Source organism: Polaromonas sp. P3_A5, assembly GCF_056403055.1.
This window is the reverse complement of the sequence record NZ_JBFUGF010000001.1, coordinates 2,969,287-2,994,753: the sequence shown is the minus strand read 5'-3', so window position 1 is coordinate 2,994,753 and position 25,467 is coordinate 2,969,287. Positions and strand designations below refer to the sequence as shown.

32 protein-coding genes are annotated in these 25,467 nt (G+C 63.8%); 10 read left to right on the top strand and 22 right to left on the bottom strand.

The features are described from left to right. Positions 1-4: 4 nt before the first annotated feature. Positions 5-526 carry a hypothetical protein gene (locus AC1DU8_RS14370; protein ID WP_477726911.1) on the bottom strand — a complete coding sequence of 174 codons (522 nt, stop codon included), beginning with the start codon at positions 524-526 and terminating at the stop codon, positions 5-7. A 182-nt stretch (positions 527-708) separates the two neighbouring features. Between AC1DU8_RS14370 and AC1DU8_RS14365 the strand changes: the two genes are divergently transcribed. Further along, on the top strand, positions 709-936 hold the full coding sequence (locus tag AC1DU8_RS14365; protein ID WP_477726910.1) for a hypothetical protein: 228 nt from the start codon (positions 709-711) through the stop codon (positions 934-936). Positions 937-1,148: 212 nt separating this feature from the next. On the opposite strand, the gene AC1DU8_RS14360 is transcribed toward AC1DU8_RS14365, so the two are convergent. The 7 genes from AC1DU8_RS14360 to AC1DU8_RS14330 form a co-directional block, all read right to left on the bottom strand. Beyond that, complete coding sequence (locus tag AC1DU8_RS14360; RefSeq protein WP_477666339.1) at positions 1,149-1,847, bottom strand: hypothetical protein; 699 nt, start codon at positions 1,845-1,847, stop codon at positions 1,149-1,151. Between the two features lie 149 nt (positions 1,848-1,996). Further along, positions 1,997-3,046, bottom strand: a complete 1,050-nt coding sequence (locus tag AC1DU8_RS14355) for a class I SAM-dependent methyltransferase (protein ID WP_457279174.1) — start codon at positions 3,044-3,046, stop codon at positions 1,997-1,999. 220 nt (positions 3,047-3,266) lie between these two features. Beyond that, entirely contained in the window at positions 3,267-3,740 is a 474-nt protein-coding gene (locus AC1DU8_RS14350; RefSeq protein WP_457279173.1) for a DUF4864 domain-containing protein, read from the bottom strand. Between the two features lie 93 nt (positions 3,741-3,833). Further along, the gene (locus AC1DU8_RS14345; protein WP_457279172.1) at positions 3,834-4,724 is read right to left on the bottom strand and encodes a PhzF family phenazine biosynthesis protein; all 891 of its coding nucleotides are present in this window, start codon (positions 4,722-4,724) and stop codon (positions 3,834-3,836) included. A gap of 119 nt (positions 4,725-4,843) precedes the next feature. Then, a complete protein-coding gene (locus AC1DU8_RS14340; protein WP_457279171.1) occupies positions 4,844-5,080 on the bottom strand; it encodes a hypothetical protein in 237 nt (78 codons plus the stop codon). Positions 5,081-5,159: 79 nt separating this feature from the next. Continuing rightward, on the bottom strand, positions 5,160-5,777 hold the full coding sequence (gene petA / locus AC1DU8_RS14335; RefSeq protein WP_457279170.1) for a ubiquinol-cytochrome c reductase iron-sulfur subunit: 618 nt from the start codon (positions 5,775-5,777) through the stop codon (positions 5,160-5,162). 41 nt (positions 5,778-5,818) lie between these two features. After that, on the bottom strand, positions 5,819-6,268 hold the full coding sequence (locus AC1DU8_RS14330; protein WP_457279169.1) for a carboxypeptidase-like regulatory domain-containing protein: 450 nt from the start codon (positions 6,266-6,268) through the stop codon (positions 5,819-5,821). A gap of 278 nt (positions 6,269-6,546) precedes the next feature. On the opposite strand from AC1DU8_RS14330, the gene AC1DU8_RS14325 reads away from it, so the two are divergent. Beyond that, the gene (locus AC1DU8_RS14325; RefSeq protein WP_477726909.1) at positions 6,547-7,209 is read left to right on the top strand and encodes an alpha/beta hydrolase; all 663 of its coding nucleotides are present in this window, start codon (positions 6,547-6,549) and stop codon (positions 7,207-7,209) included. Between the two features lie 93 nt (positions 7,210-7,302). Here AC1DU8_RS14325 and AC1DU8_RS14320 read toward each other — a convergent pair whose 3' ends face one another. Further along, positions 7,303-8,592: an MFS transporter gene (locus tag AC1DU8_RS14320; protein WP_477726908.1), complete on the bottom strand. Its 1,290-nt coding sequence runs from the start codon at positions 8,590-8,592 to the stop codon at positions 7,303-7,305. A 63-nt stretch (positions 8,593-8,655) separates the two neighbouring features. Continuing rightward, positions 8,656-9,393, bottom strand: coding sequence for a hypothetical protein (locus AC1DU8_RS14315; RefSeq protein ID WP_457279166.1), 738 nt, complete (start codon positions 9,391-9,393; stop codon positions 8,656-8,658). A 356-nt stretch (positions 9,394-9,749) separates the two neighbouring features. Between AC1DU8_RS14315 and gshA the strand changes: the two genes are divergently transcribed. After that, positions 9,750-11,336 (top strand): glutamate--cysteine ligase, encoded by a 1,587-nt coding sequence (gene gshA / locus AC1DU8_RS14310; protein ID WP_477666344.1) that lies wholly within the window; start codon positions 9,750-9,752, stop codon positions 11,334-11,336. A 195-nt stretch (positions 11,337-11,531) separates the two neighbouring features. Here the strand turns inward: gshA and AC1DU8_RS14305 are convergent, their stop codons facing one another. Together AC1DU8_RS14305 and AC1DU8_RS14300 are read right to left on the bottom strand one after the other, a co-directional pair. Next, positions 11,532-11,756: an oxidoreductase-like domain-containing protein gene (locus tag AC1DU8_RS14305; RefSeq protein ID WP_477726907.1), complete on the bottom strand. Its 225-nt coding sequence runs from the start codon at positions 11,754-11,756 to the stop codon at positions 11,532-11,534. Positions 11,757-11,776: 20 nt separating this feature from the next. After that, positions 11,777-12,052: a hypothetical protein gene (locus AC1DU8_RS14300; protein ID WP_457279163.1), complete on the bottom strand. Its 276-nt coding sequence runs from the start codon at positions 12,050-12,052 to the stop codon at positions 11,777-11,779. A 230-nt stretch (positions 12,053-12,282) separates the two neighbouring features. Here AC1DU8_RS14300 and AC1DU8_RS14295 point away from each other — a divergent pair, with 230 nt between their 5' ends. Continuing rightward, a complete protein-coding gene (locus AC1DU8_RS14295; protein ID WP_477726906.1) occupies positions 12,283-13,155 on the top strand; it encodes a MipA/OmpV family protein in 873 nt (290 codons plus the stop codon). Between the two features lie 148 nt (positions 13,156-13,303). Here the strand turns inward: AC1DU8_RS14295 and AC1DU8_RS14290 are convergent, their stop codons facing one another. Together AC1DU8_RS14290 and AC1DU8_RS14285 are read right to left on the bottom strand one after the other, a co-directional pair. After that, positions 13,304-14,716, bottom strand: coding sequence for an ATP-binding protein (locus AC1DU8_RS14290; RefSeq protein WP_457279785.1), 1,413 nt, complete (start codon positions 14,714-14,716; stop codon positions 13,304-13,306). A 5-nt stretch (positions 14,717-14,721) separates the two neighbouring features. After that, the gene (locus AC1DU8_RS14285; protein ID WP_477666346.1) at positions 14,722-15,387 is read right to left on the bottom strand and encodes a response regulator transcription factor; all 666 of its coding nucleotides are present in this window, start codon (positions 15,385-15,387) and stop codon (positions 14,722-14,724) included. Between the two features lie 315 nt (positions 15,388-15,702). Between AC1DU8_RS14285 and ylqF the strand changes: the two genes are divergently transcribed. Further along, positions 15,703-16,677, top strand: a complete 975-nt coding sequence (ylqF, locus tag AC1DU8_RS14280) for a ribosome biogenesis GTPase YlqF (protein ID WP_477726905.1) — start codon at positions 15,703-15,705, stop codon at positions 16,675-16,677. 21 nt (positions 16,678-16,698) lie between these two features. Here ylqF and AC1DU8_RS14275 read toward each other — a convergent pair whose 3' ends face one another. Both AC1DU8_RS14275 and AC1DU8_RS14270 read right to left on the bottom strand, forming a co-directional pair. Next, positions 16,699-16,899, bottom strand: coding sequence for a YgaP family membrane protein (locus AC1DU8_RS14275; protein WP_457279159.1), 201 nt, complete (start codon positions 16,897-16,899; stop codon positions 16,699-16,701). Between the two features lie 26 nt (positions 16,900-16,925). Next, the gene (locus tag AC1DU8_RS14270) at positions 16,926-17,363 is read right to left on the bottom strand and encodes a universal stress protein (protein WP_457279158.1); all 438 of its coding nucleotides are present in this window, start codon (positions 17,361-17,363) and stop codon (positions 16,926-16,928) included. Positions 17,364-17,632: 269 nt separating this feature from the next. On the opposite strand from AC1DU8_RS14270, the gene AC1DU8_RS14265 reads away from it, so the two are divergent. Continuing rightward, complete coding sequence (locus AC1DU8_RS14265; RefSeq protein WP_477726904.1) at positions 17,633-18,202, top strand: hemerythrin domain-containing protein; 570 nt, start codon at positions 17,633-17,635, stop codon at positions 18,200-18,202. A 15-nt stretch (positions 18,203-18,217) separates the two neighbouring features. On the opposite strand, the gene AC1DU8_RS14260 is transcribed toward AC1DU8_RS14265, so the two are convergent. After that, positions 18,218-18,874: a GDSL-type esterase/lipase family protein gene (locus AC1DU8_RS14260; protein ID WP_477726903.1), complete on the bottom strand. Its 657-nt coding sequence runs from the start codon at positions 18,872-18,874 to the stop codon at positions 18,218-18,220. A gap of 389 nt (positions 18,875-19,263) precedes the next feature. On the opposite strand from AC1DU8_RS14260, the gene AC1DU8_RS14255 reads away from it, so the two are divergent. After that, positions 19,264-19,866 (top strand): hypothetical protein, encoded by a 603-nt coding sequence (locus tag AC1DU8_RS14255; RefSeq protein WP_477726902.1) that lies wholly within the window; start codon positions 19,264-19,266, stop codon positions 19,864-19,866. Positions 19,867-19,946: 80 nt separating this feature from the next. Here AC1DU8_RS14255 and AC1DU8_RS14250 read toward each other — a convergent pair whose 3' ends face one another. Further along, positions 19,947-20,105: a hypothetical protein gene (locus AC1DU8_RS14250; RefSeq protein WP_457279155.1), complete on the bottom strand. Its 159-nt coding sequence runs from the start codon at positions 20,103-20,105 to the stop codon at positions 19,947-19,949. 6 nt (positions 20,106-20,111) lie between these two features. Here AC1DU8_RS14250 and AC1DU8_RS14245 point away from each other — a divergent pair, with 6 nt between their 5' ends. Further along, positions 20,112-20,906: an oxygen-binding di-iron domain-containing protein gene (locus AC1DU8_RS14245; RefSeq protein WP_457279154.1), complete on the top strand. Its 795-nt coding sequence runs from the start codon at positions 20,112-20,114 to the stop codon at positions 20,904-20,906. Between the two features lie 25 nt (positions 20,907-20,931). Here the strand turns inward: AC1DU8_RS14245 and AC1DU8_RS14240 are convergent, their stop codons facing one another. Continuing rightward, complete coding sequence (locus tag AC1DU8_RS14240) at positions 20,932-21,600, bottom strand: hypothetical protein (protein ID WP_477726901.1); 669 nt, start codon at positions 21,598-21,600, stop codon at positions 20,932-20,934. Between the two features lie 158 nt (positions 21,601-21,758). Here AC1DU8_RS14240 and AC1DU8_RS14235 point away from each other — a divergent pair, with 158 nt between their 5' ends. Together AC1DU8_RS14235 and AC1DU8_RS14230 are read left to right on the top strand one after the other, a co-directional pair. Beyond that, complete coding sequence (locus AC1DU8_RS14235; protein WP_477726900.1) at positions 21,759-22,325, top strand: hypothetical protein; 567 nt, start codon at positions 21,759-21,761, stop codon at positions 22,323-22,325. Between the two features lie 183 nt (positions 22,326-22,508). Next, on the top strand, positions 22,509-23,063 hold the full coding sequence (locus tag AC1DU8_RS14230; RefSeq protein WP_457279783.1) for a DUF2242 domain-containing protein: 555 nt from the start codon (positions 22,509-22,511) through the stop codon (positions 23,061-23,063). Positions 23,064-23,181: 118 nt separating this feature from the next. On the opposite strand, the gene trxC is transcribed toward AC1DU8_RS14230, so the two are convergent. From trxC to AC1DU8_RS14215, 3 genes are all read right to left on the bottom strand, one after another. Then, complete coding sequence (gene trxC / locus AC1DU8_RS14225; protein WP_477702382.1) at positions 23,182-23,619, bottom strand: thioredoxin TrxC; 438 nt, start codon at positions 23,617-23,619, stop codon at positions 23,182-23,184. A gap of 205 nt (positions 23,620-23,824) precedes the next feature. Next, positions 23,825-24,346: a hypothetical protein gene (locus tag AC1DU8_RS14220; protein WP_457279150.1), complete on the bottom strand. Its 522-nt coding sequence runs from the start codon at positions 24,344-24,346 to the stop codon at positions 23,825-23,827. A gap of 193 nt (positions 24,347-24,539) precedes the next feature. Then, positions 24,540-25,463 carry a peptidoglycan DD-metalloendopeptidase family protein gene (locus AC1DU8_RS14215; RefSeq protein ID WP_477726899.1) on the bottom strand — a complete coding sequence of 308 codons (924 nt, stop codon included), beginning with the start codon at positions 25,461-25,463 and terminating at the stop codon, positions 24,540-24,542. Between the last annotated feature and the right edge of the window lie 4 nt (positions 25,464-25,467).

Below are 25,467 nucleotides of genomic sequence, written 5' to 3'. Positions count from 1 at the left end.
GCGCCTAGTGCGCCGGGCTTTGTGCCAGCGCGGGCGCTCCGGGCGCAGCCGGTTCCACGGGCGCACGTGGCGCGTAGCCGCTGCGCGGCCGGGTGGGGCTTTGCATCCAGATGGTCGGGTCGGGCATTTCCTGATGGGGGCAGCTGTCGCCGCCGTCCAGCTGCCATGAAATGCCGTGGAGCCAGTCACTGGCGCGCGGCTCAAAACGCATGATGTCCGCCATCAACACTTTCTGGAAAGCTGCCGCGTAGGTCAGCAGGCGCAGGTCCCACTGCTTCATGATGATGCGCAGGTACATGCCTTCGCCGCGTGTGGGGTTGGCGGTCAGCAACATCTGGCAGTCCAGCCAGTTCGACGGAATGCCCGCCCGCCGGGCAGTGTCCCGCAACAGCACCTGAATGAGCTGCTGCCGCACGCCGATGGTGGAGTGTTCGTCGCCGGGGACAGAGACTTCCGATTCAGGGTGGGTGGCGCTTAAGGCCGTTTTTGGCTGGCTTTTCAGTCCAAAGAGCTGTTGAAGTTTCATGAGGTGCCCGCATCGCGTTGCGGCGCCAGCTGTCTGACAAGAGGTATTTTTCGCTCTGTCTTTGGCTAACACCGCGTGTTACAAAGTGTTAACAATGTCGACGACTGGCGTCCGCAAGTCAAGCCGAGGGCTCTTTAAAAGCGGAATTTTTTCATGAAAACGCGGCCAAAATGATGTGCTTCGTGAGTATTCAACCTGGACGCTACAGGCGAGAACTGGCCGCGATTGGGATTTTCAATCGAAGACGCTGGCAGCGCGGGGAAGCCTGCGCTGGATTTGCACTTGGCAAACGTCAATTTTCATTAAATGTTTCTTTATGTAACGGATTGATGATTTTTGCCGGCGAAGAAGGGTGTTGGCATGACGCGAATCCAGCCTGGCGCGATGCCCGCGCAACTGGACTTCAGTGACACGAAAGCGGGCCTGCATCGGGCCCATCTGGCATGTGTCCCGGCCTGCGCGAACATTTGAGCAAGCGTTGAGGGGGCGGCTGCTGTTCTTACGGGAAAAGAGCCTGCAGGCCAGACAGGACGAGCGCAAGCAGCTATTAAATCGATAGCGATACGACAGCCTTGCGCAGGTGCTTGTGGTTTAGCGGCGCGCGGTTGAACAGATGCGCGCGTTACTTTCCACCATTTCCGCCACCGTTGCCTCCGCCATTACCACCGCCGTGGCCGCCTCCATTGCCTCCACCCTGACCTCCATTGCCGTTGCTGCCGCTTTTACCGGACTCTTTTCCGGTGCCCAGGCCCTTGCTGGAGGCATGGGCCGTGGCGACATTGCTGGCATGAACGGCATGGATGTTGTCGTTGGCTTTCTTGCCGCTCTTGGACGTGTGCGAAGCGCTCACGACGGCGCCTAGTTTCACGCCCATGCTGTTGGCAATCTGGCCCCAGCCAATGCCGTCGGCCTTCTGGGACAGCAACCCGCCCAGTGTGGCTGAGAGCTGTGAAGGCGTAGGGTTGGTAATGCCTTGTTTGGCCAGTGAAGTCTTGGCCAGCGCAAGCGCGATGTTGATGTTGCCGTAACCCATTTTTCCGGTGGCCGGCGAAAGGCTTGCGGCCGGCGCGGTGGCGTTGGGTCCGGTCGGGCTGGGGCTCAGCGAGATCGGTGTGCCCGTGCGCAGCCCCTCTACCAGCGACTCGGCGTTTTGGGGTGAGCCGGCAAATGCGCTGTAGCGGCTCGCCAGCCTTGCGCCTTCCGGATTCCCGGCCGTGGTGCTCACACCGGCGTCTGTTGTTTGTGCAGCGATGACAACACCGCCGGCCAGAAACATGGCAGTGGCCGTTGCGGCGATGGTGATGGTTTTTTTGATCAGCATGGGGTGCCTCGCTTTCTGAATCAACCCTGAAGCAGGCCGGACCGCGACATACGGTGCGACCTTTTTTTATCTTAAAGGCCGTGTGGCACCGCTCGACCGTCTTCCGGCGCCGTCCTACGGCCAAGCCCGCCAAAAATGAAGCCGCGGCGCTAGGCGCGCACAAAATAGATGAAGGTAGTGCCCGGAAAAATATGCCGGTAGACAGGCCGGGCAATGACCCGCGCCAGGTTTTTGGGCTGAAGCAGGCCCGAGGCGCTGTTGTACAGCCGATAGAGTTTGGGGCGCAGCGGTTTCAGGCCAAACTCTTTTCCGAAGGCGACGAGCGATTCATGGCTGAAAGCGTTGATGTGTTCGAGCGGGGCGATGGGCATCTGGTCGTCGGGCGACAGCGCGCCGAAATCTTTCCCCTGGCTGATCTTTTTCAGCGCGGCAGCCGCGTTGGGAACGCTGATCTTGATGACGCCGTCTCCTGACAGGGCATCGCGCAGTTTTTCGAGCACCAGCCTGGGCTCCGTCAGGTGTTCAAAGACCTGCTCCGTATTGATGAACCGGAACCTCCTGGCCGGCAGGTCGGCCAGGCCGACGACCCGTAGCCCCACGGATTTGCCGTGGCGGGCGCGTTCCTCGGAAAGCTCCACACCCCACACATTGCAGCCAAATCCCATGGCCATTTTTGACCAGTGCGCCCAGCCGAAGCCGAAGTCAAGCGCATCCAGCTCACCCGGCGGAAGCCCGAAGTATTGAATGATGAACTGGACCTGCTCGGCCAGGTAGCGGTATTCGTCCAGGCTGTAATTGCGGTGCTCGCGGTCCAGCTCGGTGCCGGGAACCCAGTCGTTGTAGATCTCGCCGAGCAAGGGGTCGTCGGGCACCTGTTGCTGAAAGACCAGGCTGCAGCTGTTGCAGCGCGCCAGCGCATAGACGCCTGCGTCGGCAGTCCTTGACGCATGGCCTTCATAGTGCCTTGCAAGATAGGCCTGAACGCCCGCGCCGGCGTACGGTTCCTCGTAAACCATCGAGAGGGAAGCCGACAGGCAACCGGGACACCGCGTCCTGATCTTGAGGGCCGATTCACGCGGCTGCGTGGCACGCTGACGCTGTTGTGCATGGCGTGGCGCCTGCAGGTTTTCCCTGAGCGACGGCGAAGCCGGATCCCCCGGCAGACGCGGGAATTCAAGTGAGGTGGCGGGCATGTTCATGGGTTGAGTCCGGAATGCCGCAAACGCAGCAGCACCAAACACCTTAGCCTCCAGCAGGCAGGAGCGGGTAACCCTCTGTAAACCACGTATCGGTGCTCTTTGCCGCAGGCGCGCCCGGTTGGCGTGGCGTTTCAATGCGGGCCACGGCAATGGTGCCTGTCTCCGGGACGGCTCCCGCCTCTGGGAAAACCGTTATCAGCAGGCGCCGCGGACTGGCGTACTACGCCATACGGCCCTTGTTTTCGACCACCACGCACCCGGTGATGCGCCACGCTTTGTTGCTTTGCCGTTCGAGGCTGTAAACCGCCAGCCACGAAACACCGTTGGCATCGGCCATTTGCACCCGCTGGATCACCTGGTCGTTCTTGCCGTCGGGTTTCAGAAAGGCGACCGATGCCGGGCGGTATACCACCGGGTAATCGCGGCGCACCATCGCCATGAACCCCTGGGGCGTTCCGACGGCCTTCTGCACATTGGGGGCCGCAAAAGAAAACGCCCTGGCTGCGTCATCCTTTGCGAAGGCCGCCAGCTGGGCCTGCACCACGGTGCGCACCGTCTTCTCGTCAGCCGCGGTAAAGGGCGCTGCACTTGCCGGCACTGCCGTGCATACCAGCAACAGCGCCGCGCTGCCGGCAGCGAGCAGCCGGGCCATGCGGTTCAGCACACAGTTCAAATGGATCAGGCGAGCAGTCATAGGGCTAATCTTTCCTGGATTCGATGGCCGCAGTGGCTAAAGGTGTTGAAGGTGCTGAAGGTACGCAAGTGGCGCGCCAACGGATGCCATCCCTCAAATCAGCCGGCCGTGCGCCAGCACCACGACGCCGCCGCTGACCAGCATCTCACCGGCAGCGTTGGCCTCCACCGTGATGCGGCTGGGGCGCCCGGCAAAACGCCCCTGCTTGAGCGTGATGACTTCGTTCACCTTCGCCGCGCCGTGGCGCAGCAGGTAGGCGCCCGCCGGCCCGGCGGCGCTTCCGGTGGCAATGTCTTCCACCTGCCCGGCGTTGTCCCAGGTGCGGCCTTCGCGCGCCGACACGTCCAGCACATAGGCAAATTTGGCGCCCACGGTGGCCAGCAGCGCCTCAAAGTCAGGGTGCACAATTTTTGCGCGCTCCAGGCCGCCGACCACGGGCACCAGCAGATAGGGCAGGCCGGTAGACACCACCTGCAGCGGAAAACGCACATCCAGCTGCGCCGGGCCCAGCCCGAATGCCGCGAGAAACGGCAGGCTGTCCGCGTGGCCGAGGGCTGCCTCGAAGCGGGCCACGCCCTGGTTCATGCTGGCGTCGTAAGTGCCCGGTGTGCCTTCTTTGCGTGTGGTGCTGATGGCAACTGCCCGTGTGCCCAGCATCAGCGTCCAGGCAGCAGAAGGCTGATGCCCCGCATGCAGGTGATGCAACAAACCTGCTGCGCCCAGCAGGGGGTGGCCGGCGAAGTCGAGCTCTTCCTCCATCGTGAATATTCGCGCCTCGAAGCGGTTCCCGGGGCCGTCAGGCGTGAGGAAAATGCTCTCGAACTGCCGCATTTCGATGGTCAGGCGTTGCATCTGGCGCGCCGGCAAGGGGCTTTCGGGCAGAAACACCGACAGGCCGTTGCCGGCCAGCGCCTCGTGGGTAAACACGTCCACCTGGTAGTACTGCAGCCCCGACAAGGGCGGCATGGTTGTCATCACTGTCATGTGGCAATTCTCCTGCGGGGAATTATCGCGGTGCAGGTCATTGCGGCGGCATCCCGGCTTGCGGGCTGCCGTTTCTGTTTGGGATCCAGCGGCTTGCACCGCGGGATCGCCTGTGCGGTTTAAATCCCGAGCAGCTTCTTCGCGCCGCCCAGCGCTTTCATGGAGTCGTCGTGCTTGCCTTCCTTGTGAAACTTTTCGCCATCGGCGCGAAGCTCTTTCACTTTGGTCATGTCGGCGGGCGAGAGCTTGGGGTTGGTGGAGAGCTTGGCGTCAATCGCCTTCATCTCGTTGGGGCAGTTATGGGCAAACGCCAGGGACGAAGTGGCCAGGGCGACGGCGGCAATGATGAGCTTCATGTGAATCTCCAACCTGCGTCAGAAAATGCTGACGCCAGATGCTAGCAAAGCCTCTGCTGTGGCACAAGCCGCAGTGACACTAGCTTGTCTGGCCGATTTGCAGCTTGGTGGCGTCGATGAACTGGTATTCCGGGATGTCCAGGTTGGTCGGCGCCGGTACGTTCTTCACTACGCGGCCGGCAAGATCAAACCGGGAGCCGTGGCAGGGGCAAAAAAATCCGCCGGGCGCGTGAAGCTCGGCATTCAGCGCGCTGTCGTCCAGGCGCAGGGTCGGTGAGCAGCCCAGGTGCGTGCACACCCCCACCGCCACCAGGATTTCGGGGCGCTCGGAGCGGGTCGCGTTGGCGCACGATTTCGGTTGCTCGGATCGCCTGGACTGCGGGTCTGCCAATACCGGATTGGGCTGCTGCAGCGCGCGCACCATCTCCTCGCTGCGGCGCATCAACCAGACCGGTTTTCCGCGCCAGGCGACGGTGCGCAGCTCGCCTGTCGCCAATGTGGAAATATCGACAAGCACCGGACCGCCCTGGGCGCGTGCCACTTCAGAGGGCGCAAGGCTGGCGGCGAAGGGGTAGGCCGCGGCCAGCACCCCGGCGCCGGCGGCGATGCCGGTTGCGGCCGCCAGCAGGCGTCGCCGCTCGGCGTCCGGCAGGGTGCCGTCGTCTATCGCCCGGATCAGTTCGGTGACGCTGCGCATGATCTGACTTGAAACGTTAAATTGAGGCAGGCCCGGTGTGCTTACGGCGCGGTTTTATCGGCGCCCGCTCCCCAGAGGAACACCTCTCTGGAGGGTTTGCCTGCCCTCACGTCCACCTTCCTGCGCTGGGTCTGGCCGGCCAGCGTCGCCTCCACGGCATAACTGCCCGGTGCCAGCCGGGCCAGCAGGAAGGGGCCTTCCGACGTGGCCTGAAGCACTTCATTTCCCCGGGCATCGAGCACCCGCACCTTCACGTCGGCCGCGAAGTCGGCACGCTGCTTGTCCTTGATGGCAAATTCGAGTGTCAGCGGCCATTGCCCGCTGGCATTGCGGATCGCTGCGGATTCGTCGGCGCCGATGCCGCCGCTCAGGTATTCAACCGGGCCGCCGGTGCGCACCGGCGGCAAGGGGGCGCTTGCCTGGGCCAGTGCGCCGCCCGCCATAAGCGCACCGAGGACGGCCGAGGCGGCCTTGTGGGTCAGGGTTTTCATTTCAGCGTGCTCCTTCTGCAACGATGGGCAGCAAGTCGGCGCAGTGTGCTGCCTGGCACTGTGTTCATGCGGCCTGCCGATAGGTGCGAAGGCCTGGCCAGCTACCTTGTCATCACACCGTAGCAGGCTTTGTGCGCCAGGTGTTCAGCGCTGCCGGAAACCATTGTTCGCGGGTCAGCTTAGGCCGGTCTTAAAATCCCCGCTGGCATGCTTTGCAGCTTCAAGCCCGCAGCATTCAATCGTCATCTGTTCCTTCAACCACCTGGACCCGTCACCCCATGCCCCTCGAAGTCATTGAAGCCCAGACCGGCGACAAGCCCGTCGCCACTGTCCTCATCATGCACGGCCTCGGGGCCGACGGCCGGGACTTCCTGCCAATTGCAGAGCAGATGGATTTGTCCAGCGTGGGCGATGTGCGTTTCCTGTTTCCGAGTGCACCCAGCATTCCGGTCACCATCAACGGCGGCTACGTCATGCCGGCCTGGTACGACCTGCTGGGCGCCGACCTGGTCAGCCGGCAGGACGAGGCCGGGCTGCGCAAGTCGCAAGGCGACATCGAGGCCTTGATCGCCCGGGAAAAGTCCCGCGGCATTCCCGCCAGCCGCGTTGTGGTGGCGGGCTTTTCGCAGGGCTGTGCCATGGCGCTCATGACGGGCCTGCGCCACGGCGAACGGCTGGCCGGTATTGCGGGCCTGTCGGGTTACCTGCCGCTGGCCGACAAGACGGCCGCCGAGCGCAGCGCCGCCAACCAGGACGTACCCATTTTTCTGGCGCATGGCACGCGCGACGGCGTGGTGGTGCTGCCGCGCGCCACCGCCACGCGCGATGCACTCAACGCCATGGGCTACACGGTCGAGTGGCACGAGTACATGATGGAGCACTCGGTGTGCCCACAGGAAATCACCGACCTGGAACAATGGTTGTGCCGGGTTCTGGCCTGACGGGATTTTAAGGAAAAATGGCTGCAGCCCTTATAGAAAGAGCGCAAGCAGCTATTAAAAGCATAGCGGTCCAGGCAGGACCAAGGCGTTGTTTCAGGCCGCCGCGGTTTTCGTCGTGGCCGCCCGCGCCATCCGCCGCACGCGCCACAGCAGGAAAAACGCGATGCTGAAGTTCAGCAGGTTCCACGCAATGCCGTTGAGGAAGGCGGCATGGTAGGAACCGGTGAGGTCAAACACCTTGCCTGACATCCAGCCGCCGAGCGCCATGCCCAGCAAGGATGCCATGATCACCGTGCCCACGCGCGCGCCGGCCTCGGCTGGCTCGAAGTATTCGCGCACGATGATGGCGTAAGCCGGTACGAGGCCGCCCTGGAACAGGCCGAACAGCGCGGCGATGACGTAAAGCGATACCAGCCCGTCAAAGGGCAAAAACAGCAGCAGCGCGATGCCTTGCAGCACCGAGCCCAGCATCAGTGTGCGCAGCCCGCCGATGCGGTCGCAGATCGCGCCCGACACCAGCCGGCTGACCACACCGCAGGCCAGCATCAGCGACAGCATTTCAGCGCCGCGCGCCGCGCCGTAGCCCAGGTCGGTGCAGTACGACACGATGTGCACCTGCGGCATGGCCATGGCCACGCAGCAGGCCACGCTGGCCACGCACAGCAGCATTTGCGCCGAGCCCGGCGTCAGGCCGAAAGGCATGCTGCTGGTGGTGGCGGCGATGCCGCTGTTGCCCACCGCCGACGCCACGGCCACCGGCGGGCGCTTGCGCATCAAAAGGGCCAGCGCTGTCATGGTGACGAAGCTGAAGAGGCCGAGCCACAGATAGGTCTGGCGCCAGCCCACGGCCTCGACAAAATGCTGCACGATGGGCGGCCAGATCGCGCCGCCCAGGTAGTTGCCGCTGGCGCACACCGCCACGGCAAAACCGCGGCGCCGTACAAACCAGAGCGAGGTGTCGGCCAGCAGCGGCGCAAAGGTGGCGGCAGAGCCGAGAAAGCCGATCAGCAGGCCGTGGGCCAGCGAGAACATCCAGATGTTGCCGGCCATGGCGGCCAGGGAAAAACCCAGACCCAGGCCCACCGCGCCAATCAGCAACGGAACCATGACGCCGAAGCGGTCGGCCAGCCGCCCCATCAGCACGCCGCCAACGCCGAAGCCGATCATGAGCGCGGTGTAGGGCAGGGAGGCATCGGCCCGCGTCACACTGAATTCAGCCTGCACTGCGGGCAGCACCACGGCCACCACATACATGCCGCAGGCGCCGACGGTCATCAGGGCCAGCGTGACCATGAGCCGCATCACCGCGTAACGCGAGTCGATGAGGAAGGAGGAATCTTGCGTGGCGGTTGCGGGGCCTGGGGGCGTGACGGGAGGGCTCATCAGGCAAGCGTACACCAGCAGCTGCCCCGCTGCGCTGTTGATGGCCCGGCCGGACCTGGTGCGTTACAGCGGCGAAGGGCGTGTGGCTTCGTAACCGACGGCGGAGTTGCTGTCGCTTGGCTGGCCCAGTTCCTGGTCGCGGATGCGAAAGAGCCGCTCCAGGTCTTTCATGGCGTCTGCGTCAGCTGCAGAGACCGGGGCCGGCCGTGCCACCGGTGCTGCGGGCTGGGCCGGCAGGCTGGCGGCCACAACGGGGGCGGCTGGCACGGGCGCCGCAGAGGCTGTTGCCGCCGCGGGAAGAGGGGCCAGGGAGGCCAGCGGCGCGCTGCGTGGCGGGCGAACCGATGCGCCAGCAGGTGGCCGGACGGGATCGGCCCAATACGACTTGTCGGGCATGGTCGGGTTGGGGCAGGTTTCTGCCACTTCCAGTTGCCAGGAAATGCCGTGCAGCCATTGGGCCGCCCCGGGTTCAAAGCGCGTGATTTCTTCCATCAGGGCGTTCTGGAAGGCGAAGGCGTACTTCAGCAGGCGGTCGTCCCAATGCCGCACAACGAGGCGTACATACATGCCAGGGCCGCGGCTGCGGCTGGACACGAGCAGCATCTGGCAATCGATCCAGGGCAAGGGAATACCGTATTTGCGCATGGCATCGCGCAGCAGCACCTGCACCAGGTGGCGGCGCGTGGCGTTGTCCGAGCCGTCTTCAATGGTGAGCGGGTTGTCCCGGCTGGACGCGCCTGTGCGTTTGGGCGACGCTGCGGGGGTTGAACCGCCGAAAAGGCTGGCTAGCAGTTTTTTCATTTTTTGATCAAGCTCTACGCTGCCTCAGGCTAAAAGACCGCAAAACCATGAGTTTGGCGGAAATTGAAGGGTAAAACAGCCGTGTTACGGAATGTTTTTTATCGTCGTCCAGCTTGTCTGACAAGTCAAGGGAGTTCTGCACCTTGGGGCACCGGCGTCGCTCACTTTCCACATCCCGGCCACCAAACTGCGGATTTCTGCCCGGAAAGTGCGGTGTATGGCCCAAATCCGGCCGGCCTGCACAGACCCCGCGCCAGACCCCACCCGGGCTGTGCTGGCAAGCCCGGAAGCGCCAGCGCAAAGCGCCGTGCTGTGATAACTTCCACGCCAATTCAAGATTCTGGGGGAATGACGATATGACCAAGTTGCAGGCGCCTGCGGGCGCGCTACAGGACCGCCTGAAAGCGCTCACCCCGGCCCGGCTCAAGGGCATGCGCCGCGGTATCGAGAAGGAAAGCCTGCGCGCCAAACCCGGCGGCGGCCTGGCCCTCACACCGCATCCCGCGGCCCTGGGCTCGGCCCTCACGCATCCGGGCATCACCACGGACTTCAGCGAATCGCAGGTTGAGCTGGTCACCGGCGCCCACCCCAGCCCTGAAGCCACGCTGCAGGAACTGACGGAGCTGCACCAGTTCACCTACCGCACCATGAAAGAGCTGGGCGACGAAATGCTCTGGGTGTCCAGCATGCCCTGCGGCCTGCCGACCGACGAAACCATTCCCATCGCCCGTTTCGGTTCGTCCAATGTGGGGCGCGCCAAGAGCGTTTACCGCATGGGCCTGTCGCACCGTTACGGCCGGCGCATGCAAACCATTTCCGGCATTCACTACAACTGGTCCCTGCCCGGGGTGAGCAGCAAGGAATACTTCGCGCTGATCCGCAACTTCCGCCGCCAGGCATTTTTGCTGCTGTACCTGTTTGGCGCTTCGCCCGCGGTGTGTTCCACGTTTGTGGAAGGGCGCCAGCACGAGCTGCAAACCCTGAGCGACAGCACCATGTACATGCCTTACGGCACTTCGCTGCGCATGGGCCGCCTGGGCTACCAGAGCGATGCGCAGGCTTCGCTTGCCGTGAGCTACAACAGCCTGGATGGTTACGGCGCTTCGCTGCAGGACGCGCTGACCCGGCCCTACCCGGCCTATGAGGCAGTGGGCATCCGCAACCCCGGCGGCGACTACAACCAGCTGGCCACCACGCTGCTGCAGATTGAAAACGAGTTTTACGGCACCATTCGCCCCAAGCGCGTGATCTTCCCCGGCGAACGGCCGCTGCATGCACTGCGCGAGCGCGGCGTCGAATACATCGAAGTGCGGCTGATGGACCTGGACCCTTTCGAGCCCGTCGGCATCAATGCGCAGACCATGCGTTTCCTCGATGTGTTCCTGCTGCACTGCCTGCTCAGCGACAGCCCGAACGACACGCCCCAGGAAATCGCCGAGCTCAAGCACAACCAGCACCAGACGGCGGCGCGCGGGCGCGAGCCCGGCCTGAAACTCAAGCGCGGTGGCCATGAGATCACGCTGACGGCCTGGGGTGCGGAGGTGGTGGGCCAATGCGCGCCCATCGCGGCGGCGCTTGACGCCGCGCATGGCGGCACGCAATACAGCGACGCCCTGACGTTGGCCAGCGCCGCCTTGCTGGATCCGTCCACCTTGCCTTCGGCCCGTGTGCTGGCCGCCATGGCCGACAGCCACGACAACTCCTTCATCCGGTTCAGCCGGGCGCAGTCTGAAAAGACGCAAGGCATCCTGCAGGCGCAGCCGCTGTCGGCCGGCCAGCTGGCACACTTCGCCGCATTGACCGATGCTTCCGTTCAGGAACAAAAGAAGATTGAAGCTGCGGACACCATGCCGTTTGAGGTGTACCGGCAGCAATACGTGTCGGCTGAGCGCCTGGGCATGCCAGGCCGCGAAGTTGAGCACACCCCTGTTGGGGCTCACTGATAGGCACACCCCTATCGGCATTCACTTCGTGTAATGCCTTTTCCCCTTGCAGGGGACGGGCGCCTTGGGGCCGGCGAAGCCGGACCCCGGCCCCCACTGGCAGTATTGCTCACCCCTGCTGGCGTCGCTGATCCGGTGTCGAGGTTGTAGCGGTTGCTATCAATTCAGTAGCTGCCGGCGCAGGATCTTATTGGGCTAGAGACCGATTTGGCATTTGAAAATCGCTTCTTCGGCGTCTTCACGCCAGTGCGCCACGGCTGCGTACCAGCCTTCCCATACGCAGCCGTTGCAGCCGCGACCGCAGCAGGTGGCGGGCTCGGGGGGAGGTGGCCGCAAGCGGATGTCCGCAGCAGCGGCGCGCTCCTGCAGGGCGCTGAAGATCGCCAGGGCGGCGTTGTGGTCAGTGAGGCTTTCGGGCATGGGCCTGGTGTGGGCGCCTGTCAGGGTTTGGCGGAGGCTGCCATGCGCCGGCGAAGGTACAGGCCGATGAATGCACAGCCCAGCACCAGTGCAAACCAGCCCACCAGGGCTGATTTGGCGACGATGCCCTGCATGCCCGGTGAGGTGATGAAGTAGGGCGACACCACCACACCGAGGCCGATCAGCACACACAGGATGCCTTTGATCATCAGCTCGTTGTTGGCCTTGAGGGTGGAAGCGGCCAGGCGGCGGGCCGGGATCACGGGTTTTTGGTCGGGGGCTGCGGGCAGGGGCATGGGGGGTTTGATAGATGGGGTTGCAAGGCGCTCGGGGTGGCCCTGGTAGCTGTAGTGACGGTCCGGCGCCGTGGTACCTATTGTCCTTCATCGCGCTTGCGTGGATGTAACAGGCCCGCGGGCTTGCCTGGCACAAATGGCCAGCCTTAACGATTTCTTAATACCGCTAAGAACTCCTTAAATTCGCGTCGGCATGATCCGCTCCAGCTTAACCACTGGAGAACCTGAAGATGACCTCTCGCCAATCGCGCCGTCCTGCCAAACCTGTGCCGTCCAGCGCCCCATCCACCGCCGGGCAAACGGCAAACCGCCCCGCCGGAACAGCGGCAAAAGCTTCGCTTCCGCTGTTCTCGCTGTTCCTGCTGGCGGCTTTCGCCCAGCCAGCCGCCGCCCAGCCGCAGCCTGCGCAGGGCCAGAGCCAAGGTGAGGTGGCATCCTCGTGGGGCCTCGGTGTGGGTGTCGGCGTGGAGCGCAAGCCCTACCGCGACTTTGACAACAAGACCAGGCTCTTGCCGTTGCTCACCTATGAAAACAAATGGGTCAGCGTCTTCGGCCCGGGCATAGACTTCAAGCTGCCTTCGGCGGGCCCGGTGTCCTTCCGCTTGCGTGCGCGCTATTCGATGGAAGGCTACGAGGCTTCCGATTCCCCTTTCCTGGCCGGCATGGACGAACGCAAGGACGGCATCTGGCTGGGTGGCGCGGCCATCTGGCGCAACGACATCGCCAACCTCTCGGCCGAGCTGCTGGGCGACGCCTCTGGCAACAGCAAGGGCACGAAGTTCAAGCTGACCCTGGACCGCCGCTTCCAGGCGGGCAGCTTCGACATCACGCCGCGTCTGGCAGCGACCCGGCTCGACGACAAATACGTGTCCTACTACTACGGCGTGAACGCCGCCGAGGTGCGCGCCGGCCGGGCTTTCTACCAGGGCGGTTCGGCCGTCAACCTGGAAGCCGGGCTGCGCGTGGGTTATGCGCTCGCGCCGCGGCAAAGCATCTTCCTGGACCTGAGCACCACCAACCTGGGCTCCAGCATCAAGGACAGCCCACTGGTCGACCGCTCCAGCCAGAGCAGTGTGCGTGTGGGTTACCTCTACCGTTTCTGAGTCCTTCGACTACCCCGTTGCAGGGCCTGCCGGGCCGCGGCCCTGCACTTCAAGTTCCGGCGGTCCTTACACGAAGGAGTTACCAAACATGCGAACCGACACAATCTATCTCGTGAAGAAAGCAGCCTGGCGCGGGTGGATACATTCCTTAAGCTGGTTGCGCAGGCACCGCGCCTACCCCGGCTGAGCCGGCTCCCTCGGCCGGCAGCGGAAACAGCACGCGCACGCAAAAGCCCTTGCCGTCCAGCCCGGTCCCGGTTTCGATGGCGGCCTCGTGCAGCTGCGCGATGCCGGCCACCAGCGACAGGCCTATGCCGCTGCCGCGCCCGCCGTTGCCCGCTACGCGGTGAAAGCGGCGAAAGATCGCTTCGTGCTCAGCCTCGGGCACGCCCGGGCCGTCATCGGCCACTTCCAGGCAGATCCGTTCCCGGCCGGCTTCGCCGCGGTAACCGCAGCTAAGCTTCACGCGGCCGCCCTCGGTGGTGTAGCGCAGCGCGTTGTCCAGCAGGTTGCGCAGCAGGATGCCGATCTCGTCGACGTCGCATTCGATGGGGCAGGGCGTGAGCGCGAGGATGATGCTGCGGCGCTGCTGCTGTGCCTGCATGTCGAACTCCTGGCTCACATGCATGATGAGCTCGCTCAAATCGGCCAGGCTTTTTTGCGGCGCATGAACGCCCGCGTCCATGCGCGCCAGATCCAGCAGCTGGTCAGAAAGGCGCGTGCTGCGTTCGGCAACCGCCAGCAGCTTGACGAGGGCGGCGTCCTTGTCGGCCACCGTGGCCGCGCGCAAGGCGACCTGGGCCTGCGCCTGGAGCGCAGATAAAGGCGTACGCAGCTCATGGGCCGCATCGCCGATAAAACGCCGCTCGCCCTGCATCGCCTGGTCCAGCTGGTCCAGCAGGTGATTGAAGGACTCAACCAGCGGCCGGATCTCGTTGGGCAGTTGCGCTACCGGCAGCGGCGTGAGGTCAAACTTGCGGCGGCTGCGCACGGCGGTTTCCAGCGCCGTCAGGGGGCGCAGCGACTTGTTCACCGCAAACCACATGAGCAGGCCGGCCACGGTCAGCAGCATCGTCGTCAGGCCCAGCAACGCAAAGATCTTGTTGCGTATTTCTTCGTCGATCACGCTGTGCCGCACGGCCACCTGCACGCTGACCTCACCGGTGCTGTCGGACACCGAGAAGATGCGCCAGCGCTCGCCGTTGACGGTGGAACTGGTAAAGCCATCGTTGAAGGACGGCAGCAACGGGACGCGCGGAGAATCCGGTGCCCGAACGATCAGCTCCTTGCGGTTCGTCCAGACCTGGAAGGTCAGGTTGACGTCGCGCGGCATGTTCTCGTTACGCAATTGCAGGCCGTGGCTGAAGGAGGGTTTGAGCTTCGCGCCGCTGGGGATGGCCGTCAGGATCTTGGTGCCTATGGCCTGCAGCTTGCTGTCCCAGCGGTCGCTCTGGCCGCGCAGGGTGTACACCAGCAGCACGGTGAGCGCGCAGGCCCAGCACAAGGTAATGGTCGCGCCCAGAACCGCCAGCACACGGCCCTTGAGTGACCTGACGAACACGCACTTCAAGGCTGGGCCTCGCCGATCATGTAACCCTGGCCGTGCACGGTGGTGATCAGGTGCTCGCCAAGCTTTCGGCGCAGCTGGTGGATGAACACCGCAATCGTGTTGCTCTCAATCGCCGAGGTGTTGCCGTAGACCACGTCTTCCAGGTGGTCACGCGTGACCACGTGGCCGGGCCGCTCCAGCAGGGCCAGCAACGTGCGGTATTCGTGTGCGCTCAGGGCCACCCGCACGCCGCTGCGCGTCACAGCGCGTTTGCTGCGGTCCAGGCTGACGTCGCCATAGGTGTGCACCGGTACCACCTTGCCCTGGCTGCGGCGTATCACGGCGCGCACGCGGGCCCACAGCTCATCGAGCTGGAAGGGTTTGACAAGGTAGTCGTCCGCACCGGCGTCCAGCCCCAGGATGCGCTCGCTCAGCTGCCCGCGCGCCGTGAGAATCAGCACCGGCGTGACGTCGTAGCGCCCGCGCAGGGCGCGCAGCACGGCCAGGCCCGAATCGCCGGGCAGGCCGAGGTCCAGCAGCACGGCTTCGTAGACATGGTCCACCAGCGCCAGCTTGGCGGCCAGCGCATCGCCGACGTGGTCGACCGTCCAGGCAATCTGGCGCGCCGCGTCGCACACCGCTTCGGCCAGCATGGCGTCGTCTTCTACCAGGAGCAGGTGCACGGATTTGTCTCTTTCGGGTCGCTGTGTGGGATGACAGGATGGGGCTGCCAGGCGCAGTGCACGCCATGCATTGATCGTGCCGATGGCTGATTAACCACTTATTAACAAGTACACCCCCGTCCAGGCTCACTGCGTGTAGCCTGTTCCCCCTTGCAGGGGGCGGCGCCTGCGGCCCGGCAGAGCCGGTTCCGCGGCCCCTGCTGGTGGTGCCTTCTTCGCCAGGAGGGTATTTTGCGGTATGCGGCGACAATTGGGGTATCGCAGGGGTCTTCGCCCCATGCCCCCAAACCCGAACCCCAGAAAGAAAAGATCCCGATGGCCATCCAGTGGTTTCCCGGTCACATGCACCTGACCAAAAAAGCCATCAGTGAGCGCATCAAGGAAATTGATGTCGTCATTGAGTTGCTTGATGCGCGCCTGCCCGGCTCCAGCGCCAACCCCATGCTGGCCGAGCTCACCAGCGCCAAGCCCGCGCTCAAGGTGCTCAACAAGCGCGACCTGGCCGACGCCACCCGCACGCCGCTCTGGCTGGATCACTACAACAGCCTGCCTGCCACCCGCGCCATCGAACTCGACGCCAGCGAAACCACGCCCGCCCGCCGCCTCATCGACGCCTGCCACGCGCTGGCACCAACACGCGGCACCATGGTCAAGCCTATGCGGGTGCTGATCTGCGGCATTCCCAACGTCGGCAAGTCCACCCTGATTAACACCCTCACCGGCAAGCGCGCCACCAAAACCGGCGACGAAGCCGGCATCACCAAGGTCGAGCAGCGCCTGGTACTGGCCGACGGGTTTTATTTATGGGACACACCCGGCATGCTGTGGCCGCGCATCATCGTGGCCAAAAGCGGCTACAACCTGGCCGCCAGCGGTGCCATTGGCCGCAACGCCTTTAATGAGGAAGAGGTGGCGCTCGAGCTGCTGGATTACCTGATCAAGCACTACCCGGCCTTGCTGGAGGCGCGCTACAAGGTCGAAGTCACGCCGGACATCACCGACGAGCAACTGCTGGAAGAAATCGGCCGAAAGCGCGGCGCGGTGCTCTCCAAGGGCCGGGTCAACCTGCAAAAGGCCGCCGAGATCGTGATCTACGAATTCCGGGCGGGAACGCTGGGCCGTGTGACCCTGGAAACGCCTGACGAATTTGCCGAATGGGCGACCGCCGGCCGGCTGCTCGACGCCGAGCGCCAGGTGAAAAAAGACAAGATCGAAACCAACCGGTTGATCAAGTTCAAGAAGATTCCCCGGCCGGATAAATCCGGCAGGTCCGGGTCCGGCGAACCCTGAGGCCAGCCACCGCGCACGGGGTCACGTGGGGCCTGTTTTGCAGGTCCGTATGCCAAACAGCGTGTACGCCGGGCACCAGCCCAGCAACCCTGTCAGCAGGGGCACGACTCCCAGCAGCGCCCACCAGCGCCAGGCGGGCTCCACCACAAAATACAGGCTGAGGATGACGAGTCCCGCCACGATGCGTGCCGCGCGGTCGGCAGTGCCGGCGTTTTTTTTCATGATGAGCTCCTTTGGCATAGTGGTTTCTAGTGCAGTACCAGCACCGGTTTTTTGCTGTGAGACAGCACCTTCTGGGTTTCACTGCCCAGTAGGAACCCGGTGATGCCCTTGCGGCCGTGCGAAGCCATCACGATGAGGTCGCAAGCTTTGCCGTCCGCCATCCGGACGATGGTTTCGTAGGGGTGGTCGCCTGCGACACAAACGGTTTCGCAAGGCACGCCCGCCTTGTCGGCGGCGTCTTTCAGCGCAGACAGGAATGCCTCTGCCTGCGCCTGGCATTCCCTCATGAATTGGTCCCGCGTGTCTTCCAGCATCTGGACCCGGTAGGTCAGCAGGTGGAACTCCTGCATCACATGCAAGCCCGTGATCCTGGCCCGGGCTTCCCTGGCGAAGGTTACGGCCCGTGCAATCGCCCGTTCCGAAGCGGGCGATCCGTCGGTGGGTAGAAGGATATGTTTGAACATAGGCAATCTCCTTGTCATCCTGGGCGGCTCATCGCCGGCGCGGCAAACCTTGAGCAGGGCGGTTCCACTTTAGGTTGCCGCCGCCAAACGGCTTTGATGAAGGTCAAGCCATCGCCTCAATGGGAAGGGGGTGGGGCGATATTCGTTCCCGGGGCGATACCGGTTGGAAAAATCCGCGTGGTTTGATCTTCATCAAGTCCGGGGGAGAACCTGGTGGCATTCTTGGTGGCACTTACCCGCCGGAGACCGCCATTCACAAACATGCCAGCGTGCAGATCATCCTCGATGAGCACGCCTCCCTTTCCGCCATGCTGCGTTCCATGCTGCTCATGGTGGCGCGCGGCCCGGGCGACCGTGCGCAGCAGTTCTTCGACGTCTTTCGGGCCATGCTGTTTTATATCGACGAGTTCCCCGAGCGCCTGCATCACCCGAAAGAGTCGGACCTGCTGTTTCCCCGCGTGGTGCGCTCCGCGCCATCGGTTATGGCCACGGTGCAGCAGCTGGAGCGCGACCACATGAGCGGCGAGAAGGCCGTGCGTGAACTGCAGCACCTGCTGCTTGCCTGGGAACTGCTGGGCGAGCAACGAAAGCCCGAGTTCGAGGCGCAGTGCAAACGCTACGTCGAGTTTTACCTCGAGCACATGCGGCTCGAAGAAACAGTCATCTTGCCGCAGGCTGAAAAAGTGCTCACGGAGGCCGACTGGAAGGAGCTGGACGCCGCCTTCCAGCAAAACCGCGACCCGCTTGGCGGCAAGCACGCCGCAGACCCGGTGTATGACCGCCTCTTCACACGCATCGTGATGGAGGCGCCGGCGCCTATAGGGCTGGGTGACGCCTGACGTTGGTCCGGGGTTCTAGGCCACAAATTTCCTGTCGCGCAGCCAGTCGGCCAGGCGCCCGGCAAAGACCTTGTAGCCTTCCGCATTCGCGTGGATCTGGTCAGAACGCAATTCGCTGCGTGACAGCACATAAGACCAGGCATCTGAAAAAAGCGGGGTGGCTGTTTCCGCGGCGACCTCGGCATACACCTCATGGTCTTTCAGTGAGCCCATCGCGGCAGAAAGCAGCACGGGTTTGGGCTGTGCGATCAGTACCACCTGCGTGCTGGCAGCGGCGGTTTGCACAATCGACCTGATGGTGGTGCGGGTGCTTTCCAGTGGCATGTTGCGTAGAAAGTCGTTGCCGCCAATGCACACCAGCACCAGGCCCGGCTTGTTTTCCTGCAGCAGCGCCGGCAACCGTGCCAGTGCACCGGCCGCTGTGTCGCCGTTGATGCCCGCGTTCTGCGTGACGTAGCCGGTCAACAGTTCCAGCTGCTGCGGGTAGCTGGCGCCCGCAGGGGCGCCATAGCCAAAGGTCAGCGAATCGCCCAGGCACAGCAGGGTGGCCTCCTTGGGCAGGGTCTTGCCTTTGGGGCCGGCCTTTCTGGAGCAAGCCGTAGCCAGCAGCAGCGCAGAGCCGGCAGCACCCAGCAGGAGTTGGCGGCGAAGGGGGTGGTGATGCGAGTCCATGCGTCGTGCGGGTCTATTTCAGGTTATCGGGTGGAGCCGGGTGTGCGGCCGGCGTCTTGTCTTCCGGATGCAGCTGCTTGCGGCTCAGCGAAGGGATGATCAGCATGCGCACAGTCTAACCATGCTAAAGCGCATCTGGACACCACTGCAAGCGCGAGGTAATGCGAGGGTAATCACTGCGTAATGACGGGGTAAAGCTCCGTTTGCCTTACACGGCATTCACAAGAGCGGGCCAACAATGGTTTCACTGAAGCGCAAAGGCCTTTGAAAGCAGCGATTCAGGAGCAGCCCCGACAGCCGCTTGCCGAACCGGAGATTTATCGCCGCCACCGCAAGTTGCCCACCGGGTTGCTGGCAATCAAACGCATAAGCATTCCAAGGAGAACCTCATGAAATCGAAATTCCTCACTGTCTCGTTGCTGGCCTCAGCCCTGTTCGCCGGCCTGGGGTTTGCACCCGCCATGGCGCAGGGTGTTAATACACCCGGCATTGACCAGGCGCAGCAAGCCATCAGCGCGCGCATTCAGCAGGGTCTGGCCTCCGGCCACATCACGCCGTCCGAAGCGCAGGTGCTGTACCGCCGCGACCAGGAGATCGCGGCCCGCGAGGCGCGCTTTAAATCCAACGGCGTTGCCACGCCGCAAGAGCGCCAGCAGCTGCGCGCCGACCTGGATGGTCTCAGTGCCGAAGTGGAACGCAAGATGGCCAACCGCGAAGTTGCGGGCCGGCCGGGCAACAACGCCGGCACCCCCGGCATCGACAACCGTGAATTCCAGATCAGCCAGCGTATTGACGAAGGCGTCCGCACGGGCCGCATCACGCAGCGCGAAGCCGCCAAGCTGCACCAGCGTGAACGCCGCATTGAGCGCCATGAGACCCAATTCAAGTCCGACGGCGTGGTGACCGCGCAGGAGCGCCGTCAGCTGCGCAATGAGCTGACATCGCTGCGCGACGACGTGGAACGCATGATGAACAACCGCCGCCGCGGTTAAGCGGTTAAGTAAAGCGCTGTTCCGGGCGCCGCCACGCGGTGCCTGGACAGCTGCCATGCGCAAGCAAGGCGCGCCGGTGCTCATTGAAGCGCCGGCGCGCTTTTTTTTGCCTGCGGCATTGCTCGTGTTGCGCCGGTGTGGGTGGCGGCGCGCGCTTCAGGCGTGTCATTGATCTGCATCAATACGCGAGCAGCAGGCCGCTTATAAAGTTGCTTTTTTTTCTGCGTCGCCGCACGCATTCAGCCATGCCCATAGAGCTTTACCGTGACGACAGGCATGCCTGCCTGATGTTCACCGACCTGATCGAAGAAGACGGGCAAGCCGTCCAGTCCAACCAGTTCCTGATTGTCGACAACGGCACCGGCGCCGTGATCGACCCGGGCGGCAACCTGGCGTTCAACGAACTGTTCCTGGGCATGTCGCGCCACTTCAGCCCGCAAAAACTGTCTTACATCATCGCCTCCCACGCCGACCCCGACATCATTGCCTCGCTGGACCGCTGGCTCACGTCCACTCCGGCGCAGCTGGTGATCTCGCGTGTGTGGGAGCGTTTTGTGCCGCACTTCACCAAGGTCGGCAAGACCGAGCAGCGCCTGGTCGGCGTGCCCGACAGCGGCGGGCGGTTGCCGCTGGGGCAGAGCGAGCTGTGGCTGCTGCCCGCGCACTTCCTGCACTCGGAAGGCAACTTCCATTTTTACGATCCCATCAGCCGCATCCTGTTCACCGGTGACTTGGGTGTGTCGATGATGTCCGGCCGAACGGCGCAGGTGCCCGTCACCGACCTGAAGCCCCATCTGCCGTTGATGGAGGGTTTTCACAAACGCTACATGGTGTCCAACAAGGTCCTGCGCCTGTGGGTGGCCATGGCGCGCCGGCTGGATATTTCCATGCTGGTGCCCCAGCACGGCGCGCCGCTAAAAGGCCCGGCCATCGGCCAGTTTTTTGACTGGGCGGAATCGCTGAAATGCGGCATCGACTTGTTTGACGAACGCAACTACCAGGTACCCACCGGGCAGATCAATGGCCGGGCGGTGGCTTGAGCCGCCGGGACAAGGCAGGCGTTTGCTACAGCCGGCTGATGGAACACACGTAGACCACCTCGCACGAGCTGGCTCCGGTGTCGTCCCGCACGGTGGAGCTTCGCCAGCGCCAGCCGTCGGGTTTCTGCGCTTCCACCAGCCAGCCGTCGATGCGCACGCGGTCGTTGCGCTTCACGCGGGTCAGTGCTTTGGCAACCGCGTCCGTGGCCGGGATCAGGTGCATGTTGGCGCTGCTACGTGCAATTTCCGGCGGCGGCAGTGGTGGTTCGTTGTCCCACCGGTAGTAGTACCAGCGTGACGACTGGCTGATCATCAGCTGCGACAACACCTTGTCGTCGGCCATGCGCTGCCAGCCTAAAGCCAGGTCGGTGGGCGACAGCGTGGCCTCGTTGCCCATCCGGTAGTCTTCGCGCGACAGCACCCGCGCGTCCACGCTAAAGCCCGCCAGCGGCGTCAGGGTCGCGGCTTTCAGCACGAAAGGCGCCATGTCGCCTGGCACACTGGTTTGCAGCGGCTCGTTGCCGCTATTGACCTGCGGCGGCAGCGGACAGGCAAGGTCGTTGCCCACACCCGCCGCGCGGAAGGTGTTGGGTGAAAACCACCAGTGCAACCCCGCCAGCAGCGCGCAGGCCACCAGTGCAAAGCGCAGGCTGACAAAGCCGGAATTCGGGCGGCGGTGCGGGCTTTGGGTCATGGATGTGATGCGGGTGTCTTCAAATCGGATTCTGCTTCAGAGCGGCGGGCCAATTATGAGCCTGTGAGCCCGGTTGCCGTGTCGTTTGTGCCACGGGCGCCGGCCGCGATGCCGGATATGCTTCGGGGCTGGAGCAGAGGTGCAACAAGGGTTAAATCATGAATGCGGTGACCGGAAAGTGGATCAAGTGGGGCGTGCTGGCGGTATTGGCGGTGTTGGTGTGTCTGGTCGCCGTCGTAGGGGTTTTGAACCGTGACCGCCTGGAGGTCTATTACGGCTACCTGCGCGCCGAATCACCCGCGGTGACGATGCGCTACGCCCAGCTCTCCGGCCAGATGGACGAAGCCGCTGTGCGCAAGCATTTTGGAGAAGTGTTCCTGAGCTGCTCCAACCAGCAGGGCGGGCCTGCCGGGACCGACCGGCTTTGCCATGCGGCTGTGGACAAAGCCGATGGGGAACCCGCAATGATGCTCGTGGCTTTTTTCAGCAAGGGCCGCCTGACTTCCACGGTGGTGCATGTTCCCTGGTGGGTGCACGGCAGGTGGCTTGATCGCCTGGTAGGGCAGTACGGAAAAGCGGAACGCGCAGGCATTGTTTCGCGGATGGGCGGTCCGGTTCTGCGCTGGACCTTGCCCAATGGCACGCTCGAATACAACCGCGACCGGAGCTTTAACCCGCTGGAATGGAGCGCCGTCTTCTGGTCCGCAGGCGCGGACCAGAAATAGCGAGCCGGCGTAGCGAACCGAACTAGCGAGCCGGTTTTTCGGCCGGCCAGCTGGCCTCGCGAACGATTTGCTACAACTGCGACGCACCCGGTGCGTGAGCTGGCGCCTCTAACGGAGGTATTGGAGGTATGGTGACACCTTGTGCATGAGACACCTCTTATCCTTGTGGAAACTTCCCTTTTGATGCAACTCTGGAAATCCTGCCGACTCCCCGCCGTGCTGCTGGCAGCATGCGGCCTTTCGCCCCTGCTGACAGGCTGCGTCACCGGCGCCAAGGCATTTCCGCTGCAGGAAAAGTTTGCCTCCACCCAGACGTATTCGCGCCTGTTTGACGCCACCCCTGCACGGACCTGCGAGGCCTCGCGGCGTGCACTGCTGAGCCAGGGCTACATCATCAACATGGCCAGCGCCGAACTGGTGGAAGGGCAAAAAGCCTTCCAGCCCGAGCCCGAGGCGCACCTGCAAATGGTGGTTCGTGTGGTGTGCGCCCCCGACACGCCCGATGGAAAAGTGAGCCTGGGTTTTGTCACGGCCCTGCAGGACAGCTACGCCATGAAAAAGACCAACAACTCCGCCAGCCTGGGTGTGGGCGCCATTGGCTCCGTCTCGCTGCCCTTCACGTCGAGCAATGAGTCCATGGTCAAGGTGGGCAGTGAAACCATCACCGCCGATGACTTTTACGACCGATTTTTTGACCTGGTGAGGCGCTACCTGGTGGCGGACGCCGCGCTCGACTGATTGAGCGCAGTGAACGCGCCCCGGCGCGGGCGCGCAGAAAAATTATTGAAAAAAGTTCCAGCAGGCTAATACAGTCGGGCGCAAGCAGCTATGAAAAGCATAGCGCCGGCCGATGGTCTCAGCGTAAATTACCCTGCACCCAGCGCACGATGTCGGCCGCGCCCATGGCGCCGGCCTGGCGCGCCACTTCGCGGCCGCCCTTGAACAACGCCAGCGTGGGAATGCTGCGGATATTGAAGCGTGCGCCCAGGTTGGGCACCGCTTCGGTGTCGACCTTGGCTACGCGCACCTGCGGCTCCAGCTGTGCAGCCGCCTGCTCGTAGGCCGGCGCCATTTGCCGGCACGGCCCGCACCACGGCGCCCAGAAGTCCACCAGCACCGGGATCTGGTTGCGGCTGACGTGTTTGTCAAACGCGGCTTCGTCCAGCGCGGTGGAATGCGCGGTAAACAGCGCCTTCTTGCAGCTGCCGCAAGTTGGCTCGCTGCCCAGCTGGTCGGCGCGTACGCGGTTGGTGGTGTGGCAGTGCGGGCAGACGATGTGGAGAGGGTCGGTCATCAGGCGCAGCTGGGGGCCGTGGCCGGCATTTCAAGCGCGGTCTGCAGTTGCCTGGTCAGCAAGCCTCCGGATTTCGCTCGTGAAAAAGCCGCCTGGAAAGGCGGCTTTTTCTTTGGGGTCAGTGCGCTGCTTCAATATGCTATTGATTTGATAGCTGCTTGCGCCCGTCGGTAAAGGGCTACGGCCCCATTTTGTTCAGAAATGCTCAGGCTGCCTTGGCGGTGCGGCGCTGGCTGAAAGCCGTTTTGCGCTTGGCGGTGCTGGCCTGGTCACCGGCAATTTTGCTGGCGAGCTGGGCGGTTTTTTGCTCGATCTGCGCGGCGAGTTTGCTCAGTGCCAGGGCGCCCGGCGCGGTGGCCTGGGCCAGCGTGTTCAGGGTGGTCACGCCGGTTTTTTCTTCAAACAGGCTGGCATTGGCGGCAGCGCGTTCCACGCCGCTCTCCAGAACCTTGACCAGCTGGCTCACCACTTGCTGTGCGCCGTTGGTCGTCAGCATCAGGCCCTTGGTGTAGTACACGCTGAAGGCCAGTTGTGCTGCCGTGGCGTTTTTGGCCGTTTCGGCTGTCAGTTCGGTGCGCGACTGTTTCAGGGCGCGGTTCCAGCGCTGCTCCAGCAGGATGACTGCGCGCTCGCCGCCGGCGCGGTAGGCGTTGATCACGTGGCGGGCGGTGTTGCCGGAAGACTCGATGAGGTCGGTTGCAACGGTAGACAGGTTTTTGGCGGTCATGGTGTTTCCTTCAAAGGGGTTGAACAATGATTCATCATCAATGTTTTCCCTAGTGAGTGCGACCTACCGGGCTAGAGGGGCCGGTCCAGATTCAGTTACAGCCGGTTTTGGTGTGGAGTCGCTACGTTTTTAATAGCTGCTTGCGCAATATCCTATTGGGCTGTGGCCACTTTTCCCTTAAATAACCTGTCGGCTACTCGCCGCCTGCCCGGGCCCCCAGAAACAGCGCCGGGTCCACCATGGCGCGGTTCAGCATCACGCCCCAGTGCAGGTGCGGCCCGGTGACGCGGCCTGTGGCGCCCACAGCGCCCAGGCGCTCGCCCGTCTTCAGTGCGTCGCCAACGGCCACGCCAATCGCACTCAGGTGGCACATCATGCCCAGCAGGCCGCCGCCGTGGTCCAGCCACACCGTGTTGCCGTTGAAGAAATAGTCGCCCGTGTCAATGACGCGGGCGGGCAGCGGCGCCACCACCGGCGTGCCCGTGGCGGCGGCGATGTCCATGCCGCTGTGCGGGTTGCGCGACTGCCCGTTAAAGACGCGCCGCAGCCCGAACGAGCTGGAGCGGCGGCCCGGCACCGGCACCTGCATGCGCAGCGGCTGTTGCGGCAAAGGCTCGCTGAAGGTGGCCATCACCACTTCCTGGTGCGCGCGCTCGCGCTCGTAGCGCGCCTGGTCTTCGGGCGACAAATCTACCGTGCCGGGCGCTACTTTGAGGCGTTGCTCAAGGTAGTGCTTGGGCGCCACCGTGTAGGCAAGCTGCTGCTGGCTGCCGTCAGGGGCCAGCACCGAGATGCTTGCCTCGCCGGGCTCTGCAGACAGTGCAATGCCTACCAGCGCGGTCCATCCCGCAGGGTCACCCAGCACCAGCAAGGGCACGCCACCTGACTGCGCCACAGGCCGCACCGCCGCCGGGCCCAGCGGCAGCCGGGCAATGCCGCCGGGAACCTGCGACGCGTTGGGCCAGACGCCGGAGGGCGCCGGTGCCGCGGCAAGGCATGAGGCAGGCAGGGCCAGCATGCTGGCGCCCGCCAGCAGCACTGAGCGGCGGGTAGGCGGGGAGGGCTGCAGGGATGGCAAGAAAGGCAGGAAAGTGGAGCGTGAGGAGCTAACAGGCATGGAG

Bases quoted from the DNA above. Each gene is read 5' to 3' on its own strand.
- AC1DU8_RS14370 (WP_477726911.1), bottom strand. From the start codon at position 526: ATGAAACTTCAACAGCTCTTTGGACTGAAAAGCCAGCCAAAAACGGCC.
- AC1DU8_RS14360 (WP_477666339.1), bottom strand. From the start codon at position 1,847: ATGCTGATCAAAAAAACCATCACCATCGCCGCAACGGCCACTGCCATG.
- AC1DU8_RS14355 (WP_457279174.1), bottom strand. From the start codon at position 3,046: ATGAACATGCCCGCCACCTCACTTGAATTCCCGCGTCTGCCGGGGGAT.
- AC1DU8_RS14350 (WP_457279173.1), bottom strand. From the start codon at position 3,740: ATGACTGCTCGCCTGATCCATTTGAACTGTGTGCTGAACCGCATGGCC.
- AC1DU8_RS14345 (WP_457279172.1), bottom strand. From the start codon at position 4,724: ATGACAGTGATGACAACCATGCCGCCCTTGTCGGGGCTGCAGTACTAC.
- AC1DU8_RS14340 (WP_457279171.1), bottom strand. From the start codon at position 5,080: ATGAAGCTCATCATTGCCGCCGTCGCCCTGGCCACTTCGTCCCTGGCG.
- petA (WP_457279170.1), bottom strand. From the start codon at position 5,777: ATGCGCAGCGTCACCGAACTGATCCGGGCGATAGACGACGGCACCCTG.
- AC1DU8_RS14330 (WP_457279169.1), bottom strand. From the start codon at position 6,268: ATGAAAACCCTGACCCACAAGGCCGCCTCGGCCGTCCTCGGTGCGCTT.
- AC1DU8_RS14325 (WP_477726909.1), top strand. From the start codon at position 6,547: ATGCCCCTCGAAGTCATTGAAGCCCAGACCGGCGACAAGCCCGTCGCC.
- AC1DU8_RS14320 (WP_477726908.1), bottom strand. From the start codon at position 8,592: ATGAGCCCTCCCGTCACGCCCCCAGGCCCCGCAACCGCCACGCAAGAT.
- AC1DU8_RS14315 (WP_457279166.1), bottom strand. From the start codon at position 9,393: ATGAAAAAACTGCTAGCCAGCCTTTTCGGCGGTTCAACCCCCGCAGCG.
- gshA (WP_477666344.1), top strand. From the start codon at position 9,750: ATGACCAAGTTGCAGGCGCCTGCGGGCGCGCTACAGGACCGCCTGAAA.
- AC1DU8_RS14305 (WP_477726907.1), bottom strand. From the start codon at position 11,756: ATGCCCGAAAGCCTCACTGACCACAACGCCGCCCTGGCGATCTTCAGC.
- AC1DU8_RS14300 (WP_457279163.1), bottom strand. From the start codon at position 12,052: ATGCCCCTGCCCGCAGCCCCCGACCAAAAACCCGTGATCCCGGCCCGC.
- AC1DU8_RS14295 (WP_477726906.1), top strand. From the start codon at position 12,283: ATGACCTCTCGCCAATCGCGCCGTCCTGCCAAACCTGTGCCGTCCAGC.
- ylqF (WP_477726905.1), top strand. From the start codon at position 15,703: ATGGCCATCCAGTGGTTTCCCGGTCACATGCACCTGACCAAAAAAGCC.
- AC1DU8_RS14275 (WP_457279159.1), bottom strand. From the start codon at position 16,899: ATGAAAAAAAACGCCGGCACTGCCGACCGCGCGGCACGCATCGTGGCG.
- AC1DU8_RS14270 (WP_457279158.1), bottom strand. From the start codon at position 17,363: ATGTTCAAACATATCCTTCTACCCACCGACGGATCGCCCGCTTCGGAA.
- AC1DU8_RS14260 (WP_477726903.1), bottom strand. From the start codon at position 18,874: ATGGACTCGCATCACCACCCCCTTCGCCGCCAACTCCTGCTGGGTGCT.
- AC1DU8_RS14255 (WP_477726902.1), top strand. From the start codon at position 19,264: ATGAAATCGAAATTCCTCACTGTCTCGTTGCTGGCCTCAGCCCTGTTC.
- AC1DU8_RS14250 (WP_457279155.1), bottom strand. From the start codon at position 20,105: ATGCGTGCGGCGACGCAGAAAAAAAAGCAACTTTATAAGCGGCCTGCT.
- AC1DU8_RS14245 (WP_457279154.1), top strand. From the start codon at position 20,112: ATGCCCATAGAGCTTTACCGTGACGACAGGCATGCCTGCCTGATGTTC.
- AC1DU8_RS14240 (WP_477726901.1), bottom strand. From the start codon at position 21,600: ATGACCCAAAGCCCGCACCGCCGCCCGAATTCCGGCTTTGTCAGCCTG.
- AC1DU8_RS14235 (WP_477726900.1), top strand. From the start codon at position 21,759: ATGAATGCGGTGACCGGAAAGTGGATCAAGTGGGGCGTGCTGGCGGTA.
- AC1DU8_RS14230 (WP_457279783.1), top strand. From the start codon at position 22,509: ATGCAACTCTGGAAATCCTGCCGACTCCCCGCCGTGCTGCTGGCAGCA.
- trxC (WP_477702382.1), bottom strand. From the start codon at position 23,619: ATGACCGACCCTCTCCACATCGTCTGCCCGCACTGCCACACCACCAAC.
- AC1DU8_RS14220 (WP_457279150.1), bottom strand. From the start codon at position 24,346: ATGACCGCCAAAAACCTGTCTACCGTTGCAACCGACCTCATCGAGTCT.
- AC1DU8_RS14215 (WP_477726899.1), bottom strand. From the start codon at position 25,463: ATGCCTGTTAGCTCCTCACGCTCCACTTTCCTGCCTTTCTTGCCATCC.